Raw genomic sequence first — 22,458 nt, 5'->3', positions numbered from 1 at the left:
CTCATGCGCCGGTCCCAGCTTCGCCTCTCCTTCGTCGAGGCTCGCTGAACCGCCGACGGGCTCGCCCTCCCAGAAGATCGCCACCCGATCCCCGTTGCCGGCCTCGACATGGCGGTCGACGCAGTTGTAGGCGACGTTGAGCCGGCCGTCGGCGAACCACCGCGCGAACGGCGCCCGCGAGTAGTCCAGCACCTCGGTGAACGGCGTTGCCCAATTGAGCTGATTGGCCTGCTGCGCCCAGAATCCGAGGCGATCGGCCTCGGCCGCCCGGTACAGCTCGGGCCCCGCATTGGCCTGCGCGACGAAGGCAGGGGAGGGCGGGTACGACGATGGTGTCGCGGCGTGGGTCTCGGGCACGTATGGAGCCTAATCTTCTCGGCGGTAGTGTCCAGCCCGTGATTTCCGCAGACGATCCACTGGCCCCGCTGCTGCAGTTGCCCGGTGTCGCCGAGGCCAGCGAGAAGGTTCGTGACGAGCTGGCCCGCGCACTGCGTCACAAGACAAATGTTCGCGGCTGGCCGGTCAGCGCAGCGGAGGCGTCGTTGCGGGCGGCGCGGGCGTCGTCGGTGCTCGACGGTGGTCCCACCAATGTGGATGCCTCCGCCGCGGCGAATCCGGTGTTCGCCGGTGCGCTGCGGGTGGCCCAGGCACTCGAGGGCGGGCAGGGCTCGCTGGTCGAGGTCTGGCGCCGTGCCCCGCTGCAGGCGCTGGCCCGGCTGCATGTGCTGGCCGCCGCTGACCTGGTCGACGAAGACCACCTCGGCCGGCCGGAGGGTGGCGAGGCCGTCGGCCGCCGGCTGGAGATGCTCGCCGACCTGGCCGCCGGCGGCACCGAAGTGGCAGCACCGGTGTTTGCCGCGGTGGTGCACGGAGAGCTGCTGACCATGGCGCCGTTCGGCAGTGCCGACGGAGTGGTCGCGCGGGGAGCGGCCCGGCTGGTGACCATCGCCAGCGGGCTGGACCGCCGCGGACTGGGCGTTCCGGAGGTCACCTGGATGCGCAAATCCGGTGAGTACCGCCAAGCGGCGCGCGATTTCGCGGGAGGGACGCCCAAGGGTGTCACCCGATGGCTGCTGGGGTGCTGCGGTGCGATGCACGCCGGCGCGATGGACGCGCTGGGGATTGCTGAGGCCGGCGCCAAGCGTTGAGTCGACAGGCCGATCCGGACAGACGAAGCGGGCGGCGTTCCGAATGAATCGGCTCGCCGCCCGCTAGTGCGGTACACGGTTACCAAGCGTCCAACGTGGGTTGCGTGGGTGGCCTCGGCGCTCCTGCGGTGTTCTTCGGGAGCAACCCCACCCAAGAGGTTGACAAATCCGAACACGTTCCGCAATTACGCAGGCCCGCAACACTTCTGCCATCTTCGCGGCTATGGCTCCGCGTGGGTACCGCTATCCGCACTGGGAAGCGTGGTTCGGGAGATCGATCCTTCTCTTCCGAGTCGACCCTGGCCTTACCGGGCTTCCGTGCTTCCTTTGTACTACGTGATGCAGGCCACAGCAAGGGTGAATCTCAATCGGCGTGCCCGGTGTCATCGGATTGTGACCGCCGAGGTTTGCTGGAGGCTCAGGTGGTGAGCCGGCGCAGCAGCGAATACGTCAGCGCCCCGGCCGCGATCGCGCTGATCCCGACTGCTGCGGTGGTGGCCACCGCAGCGCCGGACGGGGCAGGAAGGCGGTCGCGCAGCGAGACCGGCCGGGAGAAAGTGAGCACCGGCCACCCGTTGGCGAGCGCCTCCTTGCGCAGCCCGCGGTCCGGATTCACCGCCGAGGGGTGGCCCACCGCCTGCAGCATCGGCAGGTCGGTGATCGAGTCGGAGTAGGCGTAGCAGTGCTCCAGCGGGTAGCCCTCGCGGGCGGCCAACTCCTGGATTGCCTGCACCTTGCCCTCGCCGTAGCAGTAGAACGCGATCTCGCCGGTGTACTTGCCGTCGGCGACGACCATCCGGGTGGCCATGGCGTGAGTGGCGCCCAGGGCGCGGGCGATGGGCGCCACGATCTCCTCACCGGAGGCCGAGACGACCACCACGTCTCGGCCGCAGAGCTTGTGATCGGCGATCAGCTGGGCTGCCTCGGCGAAGACCAGGGGTGTGACGACATCGTGCATCGTCTCGTTGACGATCGCCTTCACCTGCTCGGCGTCCCACCCCTTGCACATGTTCGTCAGATGGGTGCGCATCCGCTCCATCTGGTCGTGGTCGGCACCGGACAACAGCATGAGGAATTGGGCGTAGCTCGACTTCAGAACCGTACGACGGTTGATCAGTCCCTGATCCATAAAAGGTTTGCTGAAGGCCAGCGCGCTGGACTTGGCGATCACCGTGTGGTCGAGGTCCAGGAAGGCGGCGGTACGGGTCCGCGTGTCCGGTGGCACCGGCTCCGCCGATGGTCGCGGGGACTGCGGATTCGGGGTGCCCGGGTCGGAAGCCGTCACCGGTACAGCATAGGTCCGCCGCCGCCATTCGTCCCGGCAATATCCGGGAAAGTGCACTTCAGGACAGGCGCAACGAACCGAGTCCATTTGGTGTGGACACTTGCGCCAGACCGCCCTCTCGTGTGTATAGTGGCATCACTCGGCTTATGCTGAGGGTGTATCGGCCCGACCCCCCGGGGTTGATGCACGACGACCTCCGCCTCCTCCCCCCCTGGCGGGGGTCGTCCTTTTTCCGGGCTAACTATTCTTCGCTGGAACCGAATTCTTCCAAGTGGAACGTGTTCCAATCCGAGGCGTAGACATCTGAATCGGATGATTTGTTGTCCTGCACAAACCGCAGGCCCATCCACAGTGGATCTTTTCATCCACAATTGGCCAAGTCCGGCTGGCACGGGCGAATGCGCCCCACCACCGTGACGGGGTGAGCAACACCCCCGGACTGTTGGCCCTGGTCGCCCAACCCGCCCTGCGCGACGAGGTCGACCGGGTGGCCGCGGCCGCCGGGCTGCGGGTGATCCACCTGGGTGCCACTGTGCCCACTCGCACCGCGTGGGCGGCCGCCACCGCGGTGGTGCTCGACGAGGACGGTGCCGCGCGCTGTTCGACCGCCGGGCTGCCGCGCCGCGTGCACGTCCTGGTGCTCACCGAGGACCCCACCGGAACGCCCGCGTGGCAGGCCGCCGTAGCGATCGGGGCGCAGCGGGTGCTGACACTGCCCACCGACGGTGACGCTCTGGTGACTGAGCTGGCCGAGGCGGCTGAGGCAACACCGGACGGTGCTCACCGCGGCGCGGTCATCGCGGTGATCGGCGCGCGCGGCGGGGCCGGGGCATCACTGATGGCGACGGCCCTGGCGCAGCGCGCCGGAGAGGCCCTGCTGGTCGATCTGGACGCCTGGGGCGGAGGCATCGACCTGCTGGCCGGCACCGAGAACGTCGCCGGTCTGCGCTGGGGCGACCTGACCCGTCGCAGTGGGCGGCTGACCTGGCCCGCGCTGCGAGCGGCGTTGCCCCGCCACGGCGATGTCAGCGTGCTCTCCGGCATCCGGCAGCGGGGCCACCAGGTGGCCGCGCCGACCGTGGACGCGGTCTTGGACGCGGGCCGACGCGGCGGAGTCACCGTGGTCTGCGACTTGCCCCGGGCATGGGCCGATCCGGTCGAGACCGCGCTGAGCCTCGCCGATCTCGTGGTGGTGGTCTGCCCGTGCGACGTTCGGGCCTGCGCGGCCGGCGCGGTGATCGCACCGCGGCTGCGTTCGGTCACCCCCAACGTCGGCCTGGTGGTCCGCGGGCCGGCCCCGGGCGGGCTGCGTGCCACCGAGGTGGCCCAGATCGTCGGGCTGCCGCTGCTGGCGGCGGTGCGGGCCGAGCCGCAGCTGGCCGAGCGGCTCGAACATGCCGGCCTGCGGCTCGGTCGCCGGTCCGCGCTGGCGCAAGCGGCCACCCGGGTCCTGGAACTGGTCGCCGGCCGAAAGGCTCAGGCGGCATGAAGGATTCGATGATCGACCGGGTCCGTGAACGGCTGGCTGCCGGATACTCCGCGGAGCTGCGGCCCGAAGCGGTGGCCGCGGCGATCCGCGCCGAATCCGGTGGCGTGCTCGGCGAGACCGAGATGCTGTCGAGCCTGCGGGTGCTGCAGACCGAGCTGACCGGCGCCGGACCACTCGAGCCGCTGCTGGGTGCCCCCGGTACCACCGATGTGCTGGTCACCGCTCCCGATGCGGTCTGGGTCGACGACGGAGCCGGACTGCGGCGCACCGAGATCCGATTCGCCGACGAGGCGTCCGTACGCCGGCTGGCCCAGCGGCTGGCGGTGGCCGCCGGACGTCGGTTGGACGACGCGCAACCGTGGGTGGACGGGCAGCTCGATGGTTTCAGTGGCGGCGCCGCGGGCGAATTCAGCGTCCGGCTGCACGCCATACTGCCGCCGGTAGCCGCCGGCGGGACGTGCCTGTCGCTGCGGGTGCTGCGGCCGGCCACCCAGGACATCGCCGCGCTACGTGCGGTCGGCGCCATCGCCCCGGTGGCGGCTGAGTTGCTGGCTGAGGTGATCGCCGCCCGGCTGGCATTCCTGGTCTCCGGAGGCACCGGCGCCGGAAAGACCACGCTGCTGGCGGCCATGCTGGGAGCCGTCGACGCGCACGAGCGCCTGGTCTGCGTCGAGGATGCACCGGAACTGCAGCCACGCCACCCGCATCTGGTTCGGCTGGTGGCCCGCGCGGCCAACGTCGAGGGCGCCGGTGCGGTCGGGCTGCGCGACCTGGTCCGGCAGGCACTGCGGATGCGACCGGACCGGCTGGTGGTCGGTGAGGTCCGTGGCGCCGAAGTGGTCGACCTGCTGGCCGCGCTGAACACCGGGCACGACGGCGGCGCCGGCACGGTGCATGCCAACAGCCCCGCCGAGGTGCCGGCCCGGCTCGAAGCGCTGGCCGCGCTAGGCGGGCTGGACCGTGCCGGACTGCACAGCCAACTCGCGGCGGCCGTCCAGGTGCTGCTGCACGTCGGGCGCGATCGCACCGGCCGCCGGCGACTCACCGAGATCGCGCTGCTGCGCCGCGGGGCCGCCGGGCGGGTACAGGCCGCGTCGGTGTGGCAGCTGGAGCGGGGTTTGAGCGAACACGCCGCGGAATTCGAAGCGCTGCTTCGGGATCGGATGCCGTCGTGAGCGGCGCGACGGTCGCGGCGCTTGCGCTGGCGGCAGCGGTCCTGCTGGGTGCCGCGCCGCGCCGCCGGCTGCGGCCCGTCGACCGCTCGGCCGGCGGTGGGCGGGCGGTTCTGGTGATGCTCGCGGGCTGCGGCGTGCTGGCGGCCGCGGTGTGTCTGCCGGGCAGTACCTGCGTGGCCGCTGCGGTGCTCGCCGTCACCACTGCCCTGCGGTACCGCCGCCGGATACGTGAGCGCCGCGCCCGGGCGGAGTCCGACGCCCTGGAAGCCGCGCTGGACATCCTGGTTGCAGAGCTGCGGGTCGGAGCGCATCCGGTGCGCGCCTTCGCCGTTGCCGCCGCCGAGACCGGCCATGCCGCGGTGGCCGCGGGTCTGCACGGGGTGGTTGCGCGGGCGCGGCTGGGCGCCGACGTGGCGACGGGCCTGCGGTACGCGGCCGGCTCGTCGGCCCTGCCCGCGAACTGGGAGCGCCTCGCCGTCTACTGGGGCCTGGCCGGTGAGCACGGCCTGGCGGTGGCCACCCTGATGCAGGCTGCGCAGCGCGATATCACCGCACGGCAACGGTTTTCAGCGCGTGCGGATGCCGGTATGGCGGGTGCGCGGGCGTCGGCGACCATCTTGGGCTGCCTGCCGGTGCTGGGTGTGCTGCTCGGCCAGCTGGTGGGAGCGCGGCCGCTGGCCTTCCTGCTCGGGGGCTCGGGCGGGGTGCTGGCGGTGGTGGGCGTGAGCCTGGTCTGCGCCGGGATGCTGTGGGCGGACCGGATCACCGGAGTCGGCCGATGATGCTCGCGACGGTACTGCTGGCGGGCGCGGTGCTGGCCGCGGCCGGACCTTCGGTCGTGCGGGTGCGCGCCGGTATGTCCCCGCCGGTGCGGGTGGCCGCATCGCCGGCGGCACCGGGCACCGACGCACTGGCGCTGGCGGCCGGCCTGGACGTGTTCGCGCTCTGCCTGACCGCGGGCATGCCGGTGTCGGGTGCGGCCTCTGCCACCGCCCGATCAGCGCCCCCTCAGTTGGCGGCGGTGTTGCGTCGCGGCGCGGACCTGTTGGCGCTGGGCGCTGATCCTGCTGTCGCATGGTCGCCGCCGGAGTCTGCGACCGATGCGCTGGAACCCTCGACGACCGCGGTGCTGCGGCTGGCCCGCCGGTCCGGAACCTCGGGGGCGGCGCTGGCCGCCGGTCTCGGCGAGCTCGCCAAGGCGAGCCGCGACGACGCCGGGCATGCCGCCACGGCTGCGGCCGAACGGGCGGGCGTGCTGATCGCCGGCCCGCTCGGGCTGTGCTTCCTGCCGGCGTTCGTGTGCCTGGGCATCGTGCCGGTGGTGGCGGGCCTGGCCGGCGAGGTGCTGCAGTCGGGCCTGCTGTGAGGAGAAGCTTCGCGGACGGACCGCGAGAACCCTGACGGGTGATGCACAAGGAGGACCAGTGAGGACTCAAATATCGCAGGCACGCAATACGTTTCGCTTCCTTCAAGTCAGATTGCTGCTGCTGGCATCCGATGAGTCCGGGATGTCCACCGTGGAATACGCCATCGGCACGATCGCGGCGGCCGCCTTCGGCGCGATCCTCTACACGGTGGTCACCGGCGACTCGATCGTCTCGGCGCTCAACCGGGTCATCGGGCGTGCGCTGAACACCAAGGTGTGATGGGAGTTCATCGCCGGTTCGCCGACGACACCGGCGCCAGCACGGTCGAGGCGGCGTTCGCGCTGGCGGCCCTCACGGTGGTGTTGATGCTGTGCCTGGCCGGTCTGACCGCGGTCACCACCCAGGTTCGCTGCATCGATGCTGCTCGAGAGGTGGCCCGCGCCGCGGCCCGCGGAGACACCCCGGCCGGGATCGCGGCGGGCCGGCGCATTGCACCGCAGGGCGCCGGGCTTGCGGTGCGCTCGGACGCCGGCTTGGTGGTCGCCACCGTCACCGCCCGGCTCGCCCTGCTGCCGGGGCTGGTGATCCGGGGCGAGGCGGTCTCGGCCGCCGAGCCGTCGTGAGGGGAGAGGCCGGGGCGGCCAGTGTGGCCGCCGCCGCCATGGTCGCGGTGCTGCTGACCGTCACCGGTGGGGGCTTCCTGCTGGGGTCGGTGGTGATCGCTCGGCACCGGGCGCAGTCGGTCGCCGATCTGGCCGCACTCGCCGGTGCGGCTGCGATCCCCGCCGGGCCGCAGGCGGCGTGTACGGCATCGGAACGGCTGGCCGCCGCGATGACCCGTGCCGACGGCGTGGGCTGCGCGGTGGACGGACTCGATGTGGTGGTCACCGTCACCGTGGCACTGCCCGGCCGGCGGTTGGGGCAGGTGCGCGCGACGGCGCGGGCCGGGCCCTCTGGTTAGCGCGGGCAGTCCTCGCCGGCCACGGATTCCAAGGGTTCCGCGGGTCCACCGGCCGCCGACGCGGTGGCCTTCTGCAGCAGCTGATACAGCATGGTCGACTCGTGGGCGGTGAGGCCGAATATCCGCTGTTCCAGGCCGGCGATGGCACGGTGGACCTCGGCGAGGCGGCGGCATCCCGCGTCGGTGATCACCACGTTGTGGCGGCGCCGATCCCGGGCTGCGCGGCGGCGTTCGATCAGGCCCTGGGACTCGAGGTCGTTGAGCAGTGCCACGATCCCGGTAGCATCCATTCCGAGCGCTTCGGACATCTGGGACTGGGCGCGCTCACCGAGGTCGCGCAGCACCGTCAACGCGACCACGTGGCGGATCTTCACGCCGAACGGCCGTAGATCGGCTTCGGTCTCGGCACGCAGCCGTCGGGCCAGGTAATCGAGCAGGGGGCTCAGCAATTCGTCCATAGCGGACGAATCGTTGAGTGTTGTCTGATCGTTCACACTTTGCAGCCTACGGGAATATTTCGACGGTCTATACAATTCTGATAGTTTGCAACCCGCAAACGATCTTGAGGGGAAGTTCATGAGCAACCTCCGAAGGCTGCTGTTCGCGGCGATGGCGGCCGCCGCCTTGAGTGCCGCCTCGCTACTCGGTGTGGGTACGGCCTCGGCCGCCCCGAACGCCGTCACGCCCAGCGATTGCCCCGACGTCGAGGTGGTCTTCGCCCGGGGAACCTTCGAAGGCCCCGGCATCGGCAAGGTCGGAACCCCGTTCGTCGACGCCCTGCGCGGCCGGTTGCCCGGCCAGGTCGTCGACGTCTACGCGGTCAACTATCCCGCCTCGGTGGACTTCGCCCGGGCCGTCGACGGCGTCGCCGACGTCAGCAACCACCTCAACGACATGGCCGCCCGCTGCGCGGCCACCGACATCGTGCTCGGCGGCTATTCGCAGGGCGCCGCGGTGAGCGCCTATGCCACCAGCGACACCGTCCCCGCGGGCTACGCGCTGCCGGCCGGGCTGACCGGGCCCCTGGCGCCGGCGGTGGCCGACCACGTGGCCGCCGTCGCCCTGTTCGGCAAGCCGTCGGCCAACGTCGTCAGCGTGCTGCAGCGTGGCGCCCCGCCGATCGTCATCGGTCCCGCCTTCGTCGGCAAGACCATCGACCTGTGCGCTCCGGAGGACCCGATCTGCCAGCCCGGCGCCCTCAACCGCGGCGCGCACAGTGCGTACGTGACCAACGGGATGGCCGATCAGGCCGCCGACTTCGCTGCCCGCCAGATCGCCGGGCGTCACGGCGCCTGAGCTGAGCCCGGTACGCCGTCCGTGTCTCCTGGCCGGCATCGCCCCGAACGTGCTCGAGCGATCCGCACGTGGGCGGTATCGCAGATGGTTCGGCCGAAGGTCGTCTAGCTGCGTCGACAGCGACGGCTCCACCGATTTGAGTTGCCCGGGGCCCGGTTTCGAAGTTGCACTGATTCGGAATTACCGGTAACTTACGGCCGCGTCCGGCCTAGGGCCGGGTCTGTCGAACGGATCGCTTTTCGGCCGTTCGCTCGCCGCTCCGCGGCATTGTGTGGAGTCGGCCGTTCGGGGGGTCGGCCGACTCCTGCCGCGGGTCAGTTTCTGCCGGCGGCGTCGAGTTCGGCGAGCACTAATCGCAGCACCTGCACCGCGCCTTCTTTGTCCAACGGATCGTTACCGTTGCCGCACTTGGGTGACTGCACGCACGACGGGCAGCCGTGTGGGCATTCGCAGGACTCGATCGTCGCCGCAGTGGCCTCCAACCAGGTTGCCGCCGAACGGAATCCACGCTCAGCGAATCCGGCTCCGCCCGGATGGCCGTCGTAGACGAAGACGCTCGGCAGCCCGCCGAGCGCTGCCGGCCCCAACGCGGTGGACAATCCGCCGATATCGCCGCGATCACAGCTGGCCACCAGAGGAAGCAGTCCGATCGCCGCGTGCTCAGCGGCATGCAGCGCCCCCGGAATCCGCGTCTCGGTGATCCCGCGGCCGATCAGCGCCTCGGGAGCGACCGTGTAGACCACCGCGGTGGTGGACAGCGTCGCCGGCGCCATGTCCAACTCGACGAAGTCCAGCACCTCGCCGGTCGGCAGCCGGCGCAGGTAACCGACGATCTGGTGGGTCACCGTCACCGGCACCAGGCCCAGGCTCACCGAACCGAACCAGGAGCGTTCACCCGGGCCCGTCACATCGATGTCGGTGATCTCGCGGGCAAACGTCGCATAACCCGGGTCCGCGGCGTGCACGAACGCGATCTGGCGCTCGGTGTCCAGCGAATCGACCAGATAGCTCTCGCCCTGATGCAGATACACCGCGCCGGTGTGCACCGTGGCCGGCGCCCGCCCGGCATCGACGCTGCCCAGCGCCCGGCCGGTGTCGGTTTCCAGGATCACCACCTGCCCGCCGGCCGACCCCCGGATATCCACGCCCGCATGCGGGTCCAGGCCCGGCGCCGGGAAGTACTTCTCGGCCCGCGGGCGCAGCATTCCCTCGCCGACCAGGTCGTCGGCCACCTGCTCGGCCCCCAGTTGCCGCACCTCGGTGACCGTCAGCGGAAGTTCGGTGGCTGCGCAAAGCAGCTGCGGGCCCAGCACGTAGGGGTTGGCTGGGTCGATCACAACCTGCTCGATCGGCTTGTCCAGCAGTGCGGCGGGATGGTGCACCAGATAGGTGTCCAGCGGGTCGTCGCGAGCGATCAGCACGATCAGCGCCGTCTGGCCGCGGCGGCCCGACCGGCCGGCCTGCTGCCAGAACGAGCTCACCGTGCCGGGGAAGCCGGCGATCACCACCGCGTCCAGCCCGGCGATGTCCACCCCGAGCTCGAGGGCGTTGGTGGTGGCCAGGCCGTACAGCTCGCCGTCGGCCAGCGACCGTTCCAGGGCCCGGCGGTCCTCGGCCAGATAACCCGCCCGGTACGACGCGACCTTGTCGACCAGATCCGGCGCGATGGACTCCAGCCGGGTGCGGGCCGCCAGCGCGGTGACCTCGGCACCGCGACGTGATCGGACGAAGGTCAGGGTGCGCGCCCCCTCGGCGATCAGATCGGCCATCACCCGGGCCGCCTCGGTGCCGGCGGCGCGGCGCACCGGAGCCCCGTGTTCCCCGGTCACGTCGGTGCGCAGCGCCGGCTCCCACAGCGCCACCGTCCGCGCACCGTGCGGCGAGCCGTCCTCGGTCACCTCGGCGACCGGCCGGCCGATCAACCTCGACGCGCTGGCACCCGGGGCGGCGGTGGTGGCGCTGGCGAAGATCACCGTCGGCCCTGTCCCGGATCCCGAGTAGCGGGCGCACAACCGCAGCAGCCGGCGCAGCACCATCGCCACATGTGATCCGAAAATGCCTCGGTAGTAATGACATTCGTCGACGACCACGAAACGCAGTCCCCGCAGGAACACCGCCCAGCGGGCATGGTTGCGCAGCATCGACAGGTGGATCATGTCCGGGTTGGAGAACACCCAGCGAGACCGTTCCCGAGCGAACCGGCGGATCTCGGCGGGTGTGTCGCCGTCGTAGGCGGCGGGTGCCACCGCGCTCGCCGGGGTGGCCAGGCCCGGCACCGCCGCGCACAGTTCACCGGCGGCGCGCAGTTGGTCATGGCCGAGCGCCTTGGTCGGTGACAGGTACAGCACCCGGGCACGGGGATCGGCGACCAGGGCGTTCAGGCTGGGCAGTTGATAGGCCAACGACTTGCCCGACGCCGTGCCGGTGCTGATCACCACGTCGCGCCCGGCGTGGGCGTGCTCGGCGGCGGCGAGTTGGTGCGACCACGGCAGCTCGATTCCGCGGCCGGTGAACGCGCCGATCACCGCGGGTGCGGCCCAGTCCGGCCAGGAGTCCACCGCGCCGGCGGAAGCGGGCAGGTCAGCGACGTGGCGCAGCGGATGTTCGCCCGGTTCGGTGCCGGCCAGCGCGGCGGCCAGCAATTCACCGCCGAAATTCGCTGCCATCGGTTTTCGTCTCCACATCGCCCGCACAGAACTTCGCCGCAGTATTGCGTATCGCTCACTCAAGGACTTTGTGCACCGCAGTCTGTCCTCGGGGAGCTGAACATGGTTGACTGATGGACGGTCGTCGCTGCGGCCGCGGTGTCCGCGAGGGCAGTGCGGCCGGAACAGGCCCGGGGCAGCGAAATGCGGTGCCCCGACAACGGTGCTGTGCACCGAGCAAGAAGAGTAAGGAAAGATCGACAGATGCCACAGGGAACTGTGAAGTGGTTCAACGCGGAAAAGGGCTTCGGCTTCATCGCACCAGAGGACGGCTCGGCTGACGTGTTTGTCCACTACACGGAGATCCAGGGAAGCGGCTTTCGCACCCTCGAGGAGAACCAGCGGGTGGAGTTCGAGGTCGGGCAGAGCCCCAAGGGCCCCCAGGCCACGGGCGTCCGCGCCGTCTGAGCCACGGAATTTGACGACACCCCCCGGGCAGCTCCCATCAGCGGAGCACGGCCGGGGGGTTTCGTTTAGGTCGACCGGCCTACGGTCGGTGATGTGAGTCAGCTTTCCTTCTTTTCTGCGGAGTCGGTACCGCCCAGCGTCGCCGACCTCACCGGAGTGCTGGCGGCTCCGGGGCAGATCGTGGTGACCGGAGGCGGTGCGCGGCTGTCGGTCGTCGTCGATGCGCAGTGGCGTGCCGTTGCGCTGGCCGAGTTGATCGCCGAAGCGGGCCTTCAGCCTGAGATCACCCGCACCGAAGAGGACACCCCGTTGGTGCGCACCGCGGTGGATTCGGGGCTTCGGCGACTGGCCGAGCAGTGGACCCGCGGTGCGGTGAAGACCGTGCCGGCCAACTGGCTGCCCGGACCCCGTGAATTGCGGGCCTGGACGCTGGCGGCCGGCGCCGTGGACTCCGACCGGTACCTGCTAGGGCTGGACCCGCATGCCCCGGACACCTTCGAGCCGTTGGCTTCGGCGTTGATGAGGGTGGGTATCGCGCCCACCCTGATCGGCACCCGCGGCAGCCATCCCGCACTGCGGATCAGCGGCCGCCGTAGGCTGTCGCGGCTGGTGGAGAACGTCGGGGAATCACCCGATGGTCCCGACGCGTTGACCCAGTGGCCGCGTGTCTGGACACCAATGGCGGGTCACCAGGGGTAACTCTGAGACAATTTCTCCGCTGAATGCCGGTTTGCATCTGCACGGCCGCGGGTGCGAGATTGTCAGTTGTCCACCGGCGGCGTGACCAGCGGGTGCGGACAGAAGTGGAGCGTAAGCGCAGTTGGCTGACCTTGATCGCGATAGCGGCCCCAATAGGGACGTTCGGCGACTCGTCATAGTCGAGTCGCCCACCAAGGCACGGAAAATCGCCGGTTACCTGGGCCGTAACTACGTCGTGGAGTCGTCCCGCGGACACATCCGGGACCTGCCTCGCAACGCCGCCGACGTACCGGCCAAGTACAAGACCGAGCCGTGGGCGCGCCTGGGCGTCAACGTCGACGCAGACTTCGAGCCGCTTTATATCGTCAGCCCGGACAAGAAGAGCACGGTCACCGAGCTCAAGGGACTGCTCAAGGACGTCGACGAGCTCTATCTGGCCACAGATGGTGACCGGGAGGGCGAGGCGATCGCCTGGCATCTGCTGGAGACCCTCAAACCCCGCGTCCCGGTGAAGCGGATGGTGTTCCACGAGATCACCGAGCCGGCGATTCGGGCCGCCGCCGAGAACCCGCGGGACCTGGACAACGACCTGGTGGACGCGCAGGAGACCCGGCGCATCCTGGACCGGCTGTACGGTTACGAGGTCTCGCCGGTGCTGTGGAAGAAGGTCGCACCGAAGCTGTCGGCCGGCCGGGTCCAGTCGGTGGCGACCCGTATCATCGTCGACCGCGAACGCGAACGGATGGCGTTTCGCAGCGCCTCCTACTGGGACGTGGTGGCCCAGCTCGACGCCAGCGTCTCCGACCCGACGGCATCGCCACCAACCTTCAGCGCGCGGTTGGTCTCGGTGGACAACCTGCGGGTGGCCACCGGCCGGGACTTCGACTCGCTGGGTGCGCTGAAGAAGCCGGCTGAAGTCACCGTGCTCGACGAGGGCGCGGCCACCGCGCTGGCGGCCGGGTTGCGCGGCTCGTCGCTGTCGGTGACCTCGGTTGAGGAGAAGCCCTACACCCGTAAGCCCTATGCACCGTTCATGACCTCGACGCTGCAGCAGGAGGCCGGCCGCAAGCTGCGGTTCTCCGCCGAGCGGACGATGAGCATCGCCCAGCGGCTCTACGAGAACGGCTACATCACCTACATGCGTACCGACTCGACGACGCTGTCGCAGTCGGCCATTGATGCCGCCCGCACCCAGGCCCGTCAGCTCTACGGCGAGGAGTACGTCTCGCCGACGCCCCGGCAGTACACCCGCAAGGTCAAGAACGCCCAGGAAGCCCACGAGGCCATCCGCCCGGCCGGCGAGACCTTCGCCACCCCCGACGCGGTGCGCAACGAGCTGGGCAGCGACGAGTTCCGGCTTTACGAGCTGATCTGGCAGCGCACGGTCGCCTCGCAGATGGCCGATGCGCGCGGCACCACGTTGAGCCTGCGGATCGGCGGAGCAGCCGAGCGCCTTGGTCAAACAAGCGAAGTGACGTTCGCCGCCAGCGGGCGCACCATCACCTTCGCCGGCTTCCTCAAGGCCTACGTGGAGACCGTCGACGAGCTGGCCGGCGGCGAGGCCGACGACGCCGAGCGGCGGCTGCCGCAGCTGACCCAGGGCCAGCGGGTGGACGCCACCGAGCTCACCCCGGACGGCCACGCCACCAACCCGCCGGCCCGCTACACCGAGGCCTCGCTGGTCAAGGCGCTCGAAGAGCTGGGCATCGGACGGCCCTCGACGTACTCCTCGATCATCAAGACCATCCAGGACCGCGGCTACGTCTACAAGAAGGGCAGCGCGCTGGTCCCGACCTGGGTGGCGTTCGCGGTGATCGGGCTGTTGGAGCAGCACTTCGGCCGGCTGGTGGACTACGACTTCACCGCGGCCATGGAGGACGAGCTCGACGGGATCGCCGCCGGCCGTCAGCGCCGCACCGACTGGCTGCACAACTTCTACTTCGGCGGCGACTACGGCGTGGAGGGCTCGATCTCGCGCGCCGGGGGCCTGAAGAAGCTGGTCGGGGTCAATCTGGAGGGCATCGACGCCCGCGAGATCAACTCGATCCGGCTGTTCGAGGATGCCGAGGGCCGCCCGGTCTATGTGCGGGTGGGCAAGAACGGTCCGTACCTGGAGCGCATGATCACCGGCGATGACGGTGAGCCGACTCCCCAGCGGGCCAACCTGGACGACTCGCTGCCGCCCGACGAGCTGACCCTGGCGTTGGCCGAGGAACGCTTCGCCACCCCGCAGGAGGGCCGCCCGCTGGGCGTGGACCCCGAGACCGGGCATGAGATCGTCGCCAAGGACGGCCGGTACGGCCCGTACGTCACCGAGGTGCTGCCGCCACCGCCTGACGACGATCCTGGGGTAACCGCCAAAAAGGGCAAGAAACCGACCGGCCCCAAGCCGCGCACTGGCTCCCTGCTGCGCAGCATGGACCTGCAGACCGTCACCCTCGACGACGCTTTGAAGCTGCTGTCGCTGCCGCGGGTGGTCGGTGTGGACCCGGCTACCGGAGAAGAGATCACCTCGCAGAACGGCCGCTACGGTCCATACCTGAAGCGCGGCACCGACTCTCGGTCGCTGGCCACCGAGGAACAGATCTTCGAGATCACCCTCGACGAGGCACTCAAGATCTACGCCGAGCCGAAACGCCGTGGCCGCCAGTCGGCTTCGGCTCCGCCGCTGCGCGAATTGGGCGCCGACCCGGCGTCCGGCAAGCCGATGGTGATCAAGGACGGCCGGTTCGGGCCGTACGTGACCGACGGTGAGACCAACGCCAGCTTGCGCAAGGGTGACGAGGTGGCCTCGATCACCGACGAGCGTGCTGCCGAACTGCTCGCCGACCGGCGGGCGCGGGGTCCGGTCAAGAAGGCCGCGAAGAAGACCGCGGCAAAGAAGACCGCGGCGAAGAAAACCACCCGCAAGGCGCCGGCCAAGAAGGCCGCCAAGAGCTGACTCAGTCTGCGATGGCCGGAACTGGTTCGGCCGCAGCGAGTTTCAATGGTCGCGCCAGCTGGGTAGGGGCGGTGCGCCCGCGTAGCTCGACGATCTCGCCGACCTCCCAGCATAACGCCTCGGCGTCGACGGCGCCGCTGACCGTGACCGCTGAAGCCAGCACGTGGCCGTCCTCCATCTTGGCCAGTTCGGTCAACCGGGCGGCCTCGTTGACCGGGTCGCCGATAACGGTGTACTCGAAGCGAGCCCGGGCGCCGATGTGGCCGGCGATGGCGCGCCCGGTCGACACCCCGATACCGAACTCTTCGGAGCCCAGCACGGGCACCAGGCCGTCGTGCAGTTCGCGGGCTGCGGCCAGCGCCGCGCTGGAGGCGTCCGGATGCTCGATCGGGGCGCCGAAGATCGCCAGCGCGGCGTCACCCTGGAACTTGTTGACGAATCCGCCGTGCCGGCCGACGGCCTCGACGACCACCCGGAAGAACTCGTTGAGCAGGTTGACCACTTCGCTCGGCGGCCGGGTCGCGGCCAGCTCGGTGGAACCCACGAGGTCGACGAAGAGCACCGCGACGTCGCGCTCTTGGCCGCCCAGTTCGGTGCCGCGTTCCAGGGCGCGGCGGGCGACGTCCTCGCCGACGTAGCGTCCGAACAGGTCGCGCAGCCGTTGCCGCTCGGCCAGGTCGCGCACCATGTCGTTGAACCCGGCCTGCAGCAGACCGAGCTCGCTGGCGTCGTAGATCTGCATGTGCGCGTTGTAGTTTCCGCGCTGCACCTCGCCGAGCGCCCAGCGCAGTTGGCGCAGCGGGTCGGCGATCGACATTGACACCAGCACGGTCCCGGACAGTCCGATGATCAGCGCGGCCAGCGCCATCAACAGGATCGGGGTGAACAGCTTGTCCGGTGAGGCATTCAGCAGCGACGCCTTGCCGGCCAGCACCGACACCACGATCGCCACCAACGGCACCCCGGTAGACAGCAGCCAGGTCAGCAGTTGGCGCAGGATCACCCCGGGCGCGCGCAGGTTCTCCGGTGCGCCGCCGCGCAGTGCGGCCACAGCCACCGGGCGCAGTACCCGCTCGGATTGCAGATAGCCGATGATGGCGGTGGCCGCCGCGCCGAGTGCGGTGGCGGTGATCACCACCGGCACAACGTCATTGACCACCGGCCAGCTGATGATGACGAACACCACCCCACCCACCGCCCAGTAGCCGATGCTGATCAGCGACCGGTAGAACGGCATCCGCAACGCGCGTGACCGCGCCAGCTCGGTGGCCTCGGGCTCGGGGTCGGGCCCGGCCAGCATCGACTCCCGGCGCTGCCAGCGGAACACCGGCATCAGCAGGGAGGTGCTCACCGTGAAGCCGATGCCGAACAGGAACAGCAGGGTGAGGCCGAAGATGATCAGGTTGGATCGCGGCAGATCCTGCAGGTTGATGCGGTCCTCTTCGGGCAGACCGAAGCGCAGGAAGCCGAACACGAACAGCGAACCGATGATGTCGGCCTGCAACATGCTCAGCGTGAACACCGGCCACGGTGTCCTGACCACCCAGCGGACGAATCGGCTGATTCGCCCGCCCAGGGTCCTGGTGGTGCTCACCTGAACACCGTATCCGGCGGGCCGACAAAAGCCGGAGTCCTTATTCGCTGTGATGTCGGGGCCACCGGTTACTGTGGCCGGTGATGACCGGGGTTTTCGCGCGATTGGTGGGCCAACAGGCGGTAGAAGCGGAACTGTTGGCCGCCGCCCGTGCGTCCCGGCATGATTCAGCTCACAGCGGCATGACCGCCGGCGGTATGTCACACGCCTGGCTGATCACCGGCCCGCCCGGCTCGGGCCGATCCATCGCGGCGCTGTGTTTTGCCGCGGCGCTGCAGTGCACCACCGACGACGCCGACGGCGGACCCGGCTGCGGGTGGTGCCGGGCCTGCACCACGGCGATGGCCGGCACGCACGCCGACGTGCGGCGGGTGGTGCCGGACGGCCTGTCCATCGGGGTCGATGAGATGCGTGCCATCGTGCAGATGGCGTCGCGGCGACCGGGGACCGGCCGCTGGCAGATCGTGGTGGTCGAGGATGCCGACCGGCTCACCGAGGGTGCGGGCAACGCTCTGCTCAAGGTCGTCGAGGAGCCTCCGCCGTCGACGGTGTTCCTGCTGTGCGCCCCCTCGGTGGACCCGGAGGACATCGCGATCACGCTGCGGTCCCGGTGCCGGCACGTGGCTCTGGTGACACCGCCGCCGGGGGCCATCGCCCAGGTGCTGGTCGACACCGACGGTCTGGACGCCGAGACCGCCGACTGGGCGGCCGCGATCAGCGGCGGGCATGTGGGGCGGGCCCGGCGGTTGGCCACCGACGCCGACGCTCGCCAACGCCGCCAGCGGGCGCTGGCGCTCGCGCGTGACGCGGCCACCCCGGCGCGGGCCTTCACCGCCGCCGACGAGCTGGTGGCCGCCGCGGAGTCCGAGGCCCGCGAGCTGACGGCCGATCGTGCCGAGGCCGAGACCGAGGAACTGCGCACCGCGTTGGGCGCCGGCGGCACCGGCAAGGGCACCGCCGGGACGCTGCGCGGCACCGCCGGGGTGATCAAGGGCCTGGAGCGCCGGCAGAAGTCGCGGCAGACCCGGGCATCGCGTGATGCCATGGACCGGGCCCTGATCGACCTGGCCACTTACTTCCGGGACGCCCTGATGGTGGCGTCGGGGGCGGGCGCGGCCAGGCCCAACCATCCGGATATGGCCGACGCGGTGGCCTCGATGGCGGCCTACGCCCCGCCGGATCGGCTGTTGCGCTGCATCGAGGCGGTGCTCGAATGCCGCGAGGCGCTGGCGACCAATGTCAAGCCGCGCTTCGCGGTGGGGGCCATGGTCGCCACCATCGGGCAGGCGCTGCGGGCGGACCTGTAGACTGACCCGGCCCGGTTTGCGCCGGGCGCGCCACCTTAGCTCAGTCGGTAGAGCAATTCACTCGTAATGAATAGGTCAGGAGTTCGATTCTCCTAGGTGGCTCCGTACGTGCAGGTCAGGCGGGGTAATCACCCCGCCTGTTGCTCTTTGGCGGCCTGTAGGGCGCGGATAGGGCGCGAATATTCGTCCAGGGCGGCGGTGTAGTCGGGCACCGTCACTGACCGTTCCACGTAGTGCCGGCGGGTGATCTCGCTGCTGCTGTGCCCGGCCTGCCGGGCCGCGGCTTCCAGCCCCATCGAGCGTTCCACCGCGGTGACGACGGACTTGCGGATCGAATGCGGGACAACCCACTTGAAGTCTTCGCCGCGGATGGCGCGCCAGTGGGTGCGGACGTTGGCCTCGGACTGGTGTGTGCCGCGGCGGGTCGGGAACACCGGGTCGAACGGGATCCCCAGTGCCCGTTGTTCCCGCAAGGCAGCCGCGCCGAACTCCGGGATGGTGACGGTGTACGGATCGCCGCCGGCTTTGCGTCCGGTCATCCGGTGGGACTTCTTGTCGAGCCGGTGGCCGATGTACACGGTGACGGGATCGTCACCGTCGAGACCGTGGATGTCCTCCCAGGTGAGTGCGAGCACTTCGCCGATGCGGGCGCCGGTGGCCAGCAGCACGTCGAAGATGCGCAGCCGGTCATACCCGCGTGCCGGTCCGCGTTTCGATCCGCCGCCCTGCCATTTCACGATTCTTCGCCGCATCTCCACGGCGTCGGCAGGGGTGAGGGCGCGCGGCTTGGGTGCCGACCGGGGCGGGGTGTAGGCGGCGGCGACGGGGGAGTAGTCGAGTGCTCCGTAGGCGACGGCCATCTTGCACGCCTGGGACAGCACGGTGCGGGAGTCGCGGGCTGCGCTGACGGGCGTGCAGGAACGCAGGTGGCGGTCGACGCGCTGCGTGGTCAGTTCGCGCAGCCGGACGGCCCGCAGCGCCGGGATCAGAATCTTGTCGATGACCCGTTCGTAGCCGTCCAGCGTGTCCTCGGTTTTGCGTGGCCGGGCGCCGTTGGTGCGGGCCAGGGCGGTGTCGGCGCGGCAGGTGGCGATCCAGTGGGTGAGCAGGTCCGCGACGGTGGATTCCGGGGTCAGTTCGTCGTCGGTGCCGGCGGGGCCGCGGCGGCGGTCCTTCAAGGCGCCGCGCAGCTTGGCCTTGGCCTTCGCCTCGGTGGCGGCCACGGCCTTGACCTCGCGGGTCACGCCGTCGCGGTCGCGAAAACGGGCGCGGGCCTTCCAGTGTCCGTTGGCCAACAGTTGGGTGTTGATGTCGCCGAATGTCCCGATCTCCAGGCGTGGCCTACCCATCGCCATCCCCTTCCGTGGGGGACTCGGCCATCTCCTGCTGCGTCGCGGCGAGTAGTTCGGTGATGACGTGGCGGGCCTCCCGGCCGCGCTTCTGCGGCGTCGCTCCGGCACCGGCGCGGCCATCGCGTTCTTCACTGCCCATGCGCCCGTACAGCTTTCGCGCGGCCGTGACGATGAACGCCTCGGAACCCGGGCCGAGTTCAGCCGCAATCCGGTCCTCGACTTGGCCCCAACCGGGCTCGTCGCGCGGATCGGGGTCCGGTGGGGTGGCGCGGGGACTCTGTACCGGCTGCCCTGATAGTGCCGAGCGGAGCAGCTTGACGCCGCGGTCCTTCGACGATTCCGGGAGCAGGTCGGCGAGCCGGACCGGGTGTCCGGACAGCTGGTGCAAGGCCATCGCCACGGCGTACATCGACGCCAGATCTGGTGTGCCATTGCCGGATTCGACTTGACCGAGCCGGGCGCGTGTCCACCGCACGCCGGTAGCCGTGCGAGAGATGGCGCGTGCCAGCTGGTCCTGGGTGGCGCCCGCTACCTCGCGCAATACCCGGACTTGCGCCCCAAACGCGCGGCCGAAACCATCGAACATATCACAGATGGTAACACTACTTGCATCCGACGTGCATATGTGGCATCCTTTCAGTAGTAAGTAGTTCTTGCATCTGTTGCAGAAAGGCCCCTCGATGTACATTCCGACCCCGGCAGAAGCGGCCGAGCAGATCCGAAGTAAGACAGCGGTCAACCTGACCGTTGTCGCCGTTGCACTTGACGTATCCCACTCCACGGCCAGCCGACGCATTGCCGATGGCACTTTTCCGGTGCCGTTCATCCGCATGGGTGCGCGGGTGATCGTGCCCACGCCACCTTTGCGTGAACTGCTCGGCATCACCGGCGACGCCGACGCCGCTTGACCCCAACTCGGTGCCGATATGGGCAGGCTTTGGGCTGACACCTGCATGGCTCTGGAGGATTCAGGCGACCCGGACGGCCGTGGTGCGCGCATCATCCCGCGTGTCCCGTGCCCGTCGACAGCGCGTGTCTCCTGCGGAGGTGGCGCCGGGAAAGCACGACTGCTTCTGACGGACCCTTGTCCGCCGGTCACTTCATACGCTCGATGGGCTTGTGCGCGACGAGTATCACCCGGGCCGTCTTGACGCCGGGATCAGCGAGGCGTCCGCAATAGGGGTGAATCTGCCATCCGCGCAACAATGCCCAGGTACAGCAGCTGCTGGCGGCCGCATTTCTGGCGCGCCGCGTCCCGTCATGTCGGTACCGAGACCTAGACTCGCCGCGAATGGGTTGTCTGGCGAAGGTGCCGCTCTGTGAGTGAGGGATGTGGTGAGCAGATCACTGGCGACAGTCGACGACGTCCCGCCCAACAGAAGGGGGCGCCACCTGGCCGTTGTCACCGAACCGCCACTGTTGGAGGGGACCCGCGCGCAACTACCGCTGGCTTCGATGTCACCGCTGCGGTACCCCGGGTCGAAACGGAAGATGGTGCCGGCCATCCGCCAGCTGATCGACGCCAATGAACCACCGCCGAAGCTTTTGGTCGAGCCGTTCTGCGGAGGTGCGAGCGTGTCGTTGGGCCTGCTGGCACAGGATGCGGTGGAGCGGGTACTGCTGGCCGACTTCGATCCACTCGTCGCCGCGTTCTGGTACGAGGCGACGACCAACGGCGACGCGCTGGTCAAGGACATGCGCAAGTTGGAGGTAACCGTCGATGAATGGGACCGGTGGCGAAACATGCGCCCGCGGTCGAGTCGCAAAAAGGCGTTGAAGTGCCTGTTTCTGAACCGGACGACGTTCTCCGGGATCATCGGCGGACGCGCGGGGCCGATCGGCGGCCGAGCGCAGGAGTCCGATTATCGGATCGACTGCCGGTTCAACAAGGACGCCATCGCCGAACGGATCCTCAACGTGTACAGCCTGGCGAAAGAGGGACGCATCGTCGACGTTCTCTCGTCACGCTGGCAGGGCACCCTCGATCACGCACGGTGGCATGCCGCTGAGTACGAGCCGAAGGAGACGATCTTCTACCTCGATCCGCCCTACATCGAGAAAGCCGACCGCCTCTACGACCTCGCCTTCGATGAGTACGAGCACCGCCAACTCGCAGAACATCTCCGCGGTACAAGCCACCGCTGGATCCTGTCCTATGACACCGAACCGCTGGCCCTCGGCTGCTACCGGGGTCTCGGCGACATCCACGAGTACAGGGTCGTGCACCACTACACGATGACCGGAACGCGCAGCAGCGCCGTACCCGGCCGCGAGGTTCTGTTCACCAACCTGCCCAACGACCCGACTGTGCGCGAAAGGCCGATCCCGTGAGCTTCTTGGACACCGTCGAGAACAAGACGAAGGCGGCCCACAAGTTGGCCGTGCTGATCAACGCCGACTGCCCGTCGATCGGCGGCATCTACAACCTCGACTACAGCCGCGCCATTGTCCTCACTGACGACTTCCGTAAGTCCGAGGCCGGCGGTGTGCCCCTCGGCGGCTTCCTGCTGGCAGCCGCGGGCGACCAGACCGGTGACGGATTCGTCCTCGGGGATGAGGAGCTGATTCTGCTTCGAGTGCGCGGGACCGCCTCCCTACCGAACGAGGCCGAGCTGGTGCAGACCCGCCTCGCCGTCGTCCGCGACGCCACCAACAGTGGTCGCCCGTTCGACGAAGTGAGCAATGATCAGAACCTGTGGATGACCCTCGGTGGGGCGGCATGAAAGTGGGC

At 69.6% G+C, this 22,458-nt stretch carries 23 protein-coding genes and 1 tRNA gene; 17 read left to right on the top strand and 7 right to left on the bottom strand.

Going from position 1 to position 22,458, the window contains the following annotated elements; translation table 11 throughout:
- Nucleotides 1-357, bottom strand: a 357-nt coding sequence (locus K6T84_RS22835) for an acetyl-coenzyme A synthetase N-terminal domain-containing protein (RefSeq protein WP_329786894.1), incomplete at its 3' end; no start/stop codon positions are given.
- A 2-nt stretch (nucleotides 358-359) separates the two neighbouring features.
- Between K6T84_RS22835 and K6T84_RS22830 the strand changes: the two genes are divergently transcribed.
- Complete coding sequence (locus K6T84_RS22830; protein ID WP_408066174.1) at nucleotides 360-1,148, top strand: oxidoreductase; 789 nt, start codon at nucleotides 360-362, stop codon at nucleotides 1,146-1,148.
- 418 nt (nucleotides 1,149-1,566) lie between these two features.
- Here the strand turns inward: K6T84_RS22830 and K6T84_RS22825 are convergent, their stop codons facing one another.
- Nucleotides 1,567-2,433, bottom strand: a complete 867-nt coding sequence (locus K6T84_RS22825) for an HAD-IB family hydrolase (RefSeq protein WP_408066173.1) — start codon at nucleotides 2,431-2,433, stop codon at nucleotides 1,567-1,569.
- Between the two features lie 448 nt (nucleotides 2,434-2,881).
- Between K6T84_RS22825 and ssd the strand changes: the two genes are divergently transcribed.
- The 7 genes from ssd (at nucleotide 2,882) to K6T84_RS22790 (ending at nucleotide 7,425) form a co-directional block, all read left to right on the top strand.
- On the top strand, nucleotides 2,882-3,922 hold the full coding sequence (gene ssd / locus K6T84_RS22820) for a septum site-determining protein Ssd (protein ID WP_225402074.1): 1,041 nt from the start codon (nucleotides 2,882-2,884) through the stop codon (nucleotides 3,920-3,922).
- Nucleotides 3,919-5,097 carry a TadA family conjugal transfer-associated ATPase gene (locus tag K6T84_RS22815; protein ID WP_224863234.1) on the top strand — a complete coding sequence of 393 codons (1,179 nt, stop codon included), beginning with the start codon at nucleotides 3,919-3,921 and terminating at the stop codon, nucleotides 5,095-5,097. The genes ssd and K6T84_RS22815 overlap by 4 nt, the downstream gene beginning before the upstream one ends.
- The gene (locus K6T84_RS22810; protein ID WP_225400838.1) at nucleotides 5,094-5,879 is read left to right on the top strand and encodes a type II secretion system F family protein; all 786 of its coding nucleotides are present in this window, start codon (nucleotides 5,094-5,096) and stop codon (nucleotides 5,877-5,879) included. Before K6T84_RS22815 ends, K6T84_RS22810 begins: the two co-directional genes overlap by 4 nt.
- Entirely contained in the window at nucleotides 5,876-6,463 is a 588-nt protein-coding gene (locus K6T84_RS22805) for a type II secretion system F family protein (RefSeq protein WP_224863230.1), read from the top strand. The genes K6T84_RS22810 and K6T84_RS22805 overlap by 4 nt, the downstream gene beginning before the upstream one ends.
- A 112-nt stretch (nucleotides 6,464-6,575) precedes the next feature.
- Complete coding sequence (locus tag K6T84_RS22800; RefSeq protein ID WP_224866023.1) at nucleotides 6,576-6,743, top strand: DUF4244 domain-containing protein; 168 nt, start codon at nucleotides 6,576-6,578, stop codon at nucleotides 6,741-6,743.
- Entirely contained in the window at nucleotides 6,743-7,087 is a 345-nt protein-coding gene (locus tag K6T84_RS22795) for a TadE family type IV pilus minor pilin (protein WP_225400837.1), read from the top strand. Before K6T84_RS22800 ends, K6T84_RS22795 begins: the two co-directional genes overlap by 1 nt.
- A complete protein-coding gene (locus K6T84_RS22790) occupies nucleotides 7,084-7,425 on the top strand; it encodes an Rv3654c family TadE-like protein (protein ID WP_224863226.1) in 342 nt (113 codons plus the stop codon). Before K6T84_RS22795 ends, K6T84_RS22790 begins: the two co-directional genes overlap by 4 nt.
- Here the strand turns inward: K6T84_RS22790 and K6T84_RS22785 are convergent.
- Nucleotides 7,422-7,919 carry a MarR family winged helix-turn-helix transcriptional regulator gene (locus tag K6T84_RS22785; protein ID WP_224863225.1) on the bottom strand — a complete coding sequence of 166 codons (498 nt, stop codon included), beginning with the start codon at nucleotides 7,917-7,919 and terminating at the stop codon, nucleotides 7,422-7,424. The genes K6T84_RS22790 and K6T84_RS22785 overlap by 4 nt on opposite strands.
- An 82-nt stretch (nucleotides 7,920-8,001) precedes the next feature.
- Here K6T84_RS22785 and K6T84_RS22780 point away from each other — a divergent pair, with 82 nt between their 5' ends.
- On the top strand, nucleotides 8,002-8,721 hold the full coding sequence (locus tag K6T84_RS22780; RefSeq protein WP_408066172.1) for a cutinase family protein: 720 nt from the start codon (nucleotides 8,002-8,004) through the stop codon (nucleotides 8,719-8,721).
- Between the two features lie 314 nt (nucleotides 8,722-9,035).
- Here K6T84_RS22780 and sftH read toward each other — a convergent pair whose 3' ends face one another.
- Nucleotides 9,036-11,387, bottom strand: coding sequence for a DNA 3'-5' helicase SftH (gene sftH / locus K6T84_RS22775; RefSeq protein WP_225400836.1), 2,352 nt, complete (start codon nucleotides 11,385-11,387; stop codon nucleotides 9,036-9,038).
- Between the two features lie 243 nt (nucleotides 11,388-11,630).
- Here sftH and K6T84_RS22770 point away from each other — a divergent pair, with 243 nt between their 5' ends.
- The 3 genes from K6T84_RS22770 (at nucleotide 11,631) to topA (ending at nucleotide 15,474) form a co-directional block, all read left to right on the top strand.
- Nucleotides 11,631-11,834: a cold-shock protein gene (locus tag K6T84_RS22770; RefSeq protein WP_005138711.1), complete on the top strand. Its 204-nt coding sequence runs from the start codon at nucleotides 11,631-11,633 to the stop codon at nucleotides 11,832-11,834.
- A gap of 93 nt (nucleotides 11,835-11,927) precedes the next feature.
- Nucleotides 11,928-12,533, top strand: a complete 606-nt coding sequence (locus K6T84_RS22765) for a hypothetical protein (protein ID WP_224863221.1) — start codon at nucleotides 11,928-11,930, stop codon at nucleotides 12,531-12,533.
- A gap of 121 nt (nucleotides 12,534-12,654) precedes the next feature.
- Nucleotides 12,655-15,474 (top strand): type I DNA topoisomerase, encoded by a 2,820-nt coding sequence (topA, locus tag K6T84_RS22760; RefSeq protein WP_225400835.1) that lies wholly within the window; start codon nucleotides 12,655-12,657, stop codon nucleotides 15,472-15,474.
- 1 nt (nucleotide 15,475) lies between these two features.
- Here the strand turns inward: topA and K6T84_RS22755 are convergent, their stop codons facing one another.
- Complete coding sequence (locus K6T84_RS22755) at nucleotides 15,476-17,068, bottom strand: adenylate/guanylate cyclase domain-containing protein (RefSeq protein ID WP_408066171.1); 1,593 nt, start codon at nucleotides 17,066-17,068, stop codon at nucleotides 15,476-15,478.
- Nucleotides 17,069-17,151: 83 nt separating this feature from the next.
- Here K6T84_RS22755 and K6T84_RS22750 point away from each other — a divergent pair, with 83 nt between their 5' ends.
- Entirely contained in the window at nucleotides 17,152-18,375 is a 1,224-nt protein-coding gene (locus K6T84_RS22750; protein WP_224863217.1) for a DNA polymerase III subunit delta', read from the top strand.
- Nucleotides 18,376-18,404: 29 nt separating this feature from the next.
- A tRNA-Thr gene (locus tag K6T84_RS22745) sits at nucleotides 18,405-18,477 on the top strand.
- 26 nt (nucleotides 18,478-18,503) lie between these two features.
- Here the strand turns inward: K6T84_RS22745 and K6T84_RS22740 are convergent.
- Together K6T84_RS22740 and K6T84_RS22735 are read right to left on the bottom strand one after the other, a co-directional pair.
- Nucleotides 18,504-19,724, bottom strand: a complete 1,221-nt coding sequence (locus K6T84_RS22740; RefSeq protein WP_225400834.1) for a tyrosine-type recombinase/integrase — start codon at nucleotides 19,722-19,724, stop codon at nucleotides 18,504-18,506.
- Complete coding sequence (locus K6T84_RS22735) at nucleotides 19,717-20,313, bottom strand: helix-turn-helix transcriptional regulator (protein WP_225400833.1); 597 nt, start codon at nucleotides 20,311-20,313, stop codon at nucleotides 19,717-19,719. Before K6T84_RS22735 ends, K6T84_RS22740 begins: the two co-directional genes overlap by 8 nt.
- A gap of 94 nt (nucleotides 20,314-20,407) precedes the next feature.
- Here K6T84_RS22735 and K6T84_RS22730 point away from each other — a divergent pair, with 94 nt between their 5' ends.
- The 3 genes from K6T84_RS22730 (at nucleotide 20,408) to K6T84_RS22720 (ending at nucleotide 22,450) form a co-directional block, all read left to right on the top strand.
- Complete coding sequence (locus K6T84_RS22730) at nucleotides 20,408-20,635, top strand: type 2 periplasmic-binding domain-containing protein (RefSeq protein WP_225400832.1); 228 nt, start codon at nucleotides 20,408-20,410, stop codon at nucleotides 20,633-20,635.
- 427 nt (nucleotides 20,636-21,062) lie between these two features.
- The gene (locus tag K6T84_RS22725; protein WP_225400831.1) at nucleotides 21,063-22,058 is read left to right on the top strand and encodes a DNA adenine methylase; all 996 of its coding nucleotides are present in this window, start codon (nucleotides 21,063-21,065) and stop codon (nucleotides 22,056-22,058) included.
- On the top strand, nucleotides 22,055-22,450 hold the full coding sequence (locus K6T84_RS22720) for a hypothetical protein (RefSeq protein ID WP_225400830.1): 396 nt from the start codon (nucleotides 22,055-22,057) through the stop codon (nucleotides 22,448-22,450). The genes K6T84_RS22725 and K6T84_RS22720 overlap by 4 nt, the downstream gene beginning before the upstream one ends.
- Nucleotides 22,451-22,458: the final 8 nt, after the last annotated feature.

It is taken from the genome of Mycobacterium zoologicum (genome assembly GCF_020181635.2).
Taxonomy (GTDB): Bacteria; Actinomycetota; Actinomycetes; order Mycobacteriales; family Mycobacteriaceae; genus Mycobacterium; species Mycobacterium zoologicum.
Note: the sequence above shows the minus strand (reverse complement) of the source record. Positions and strands in the feature narration are given on the sequence as shown.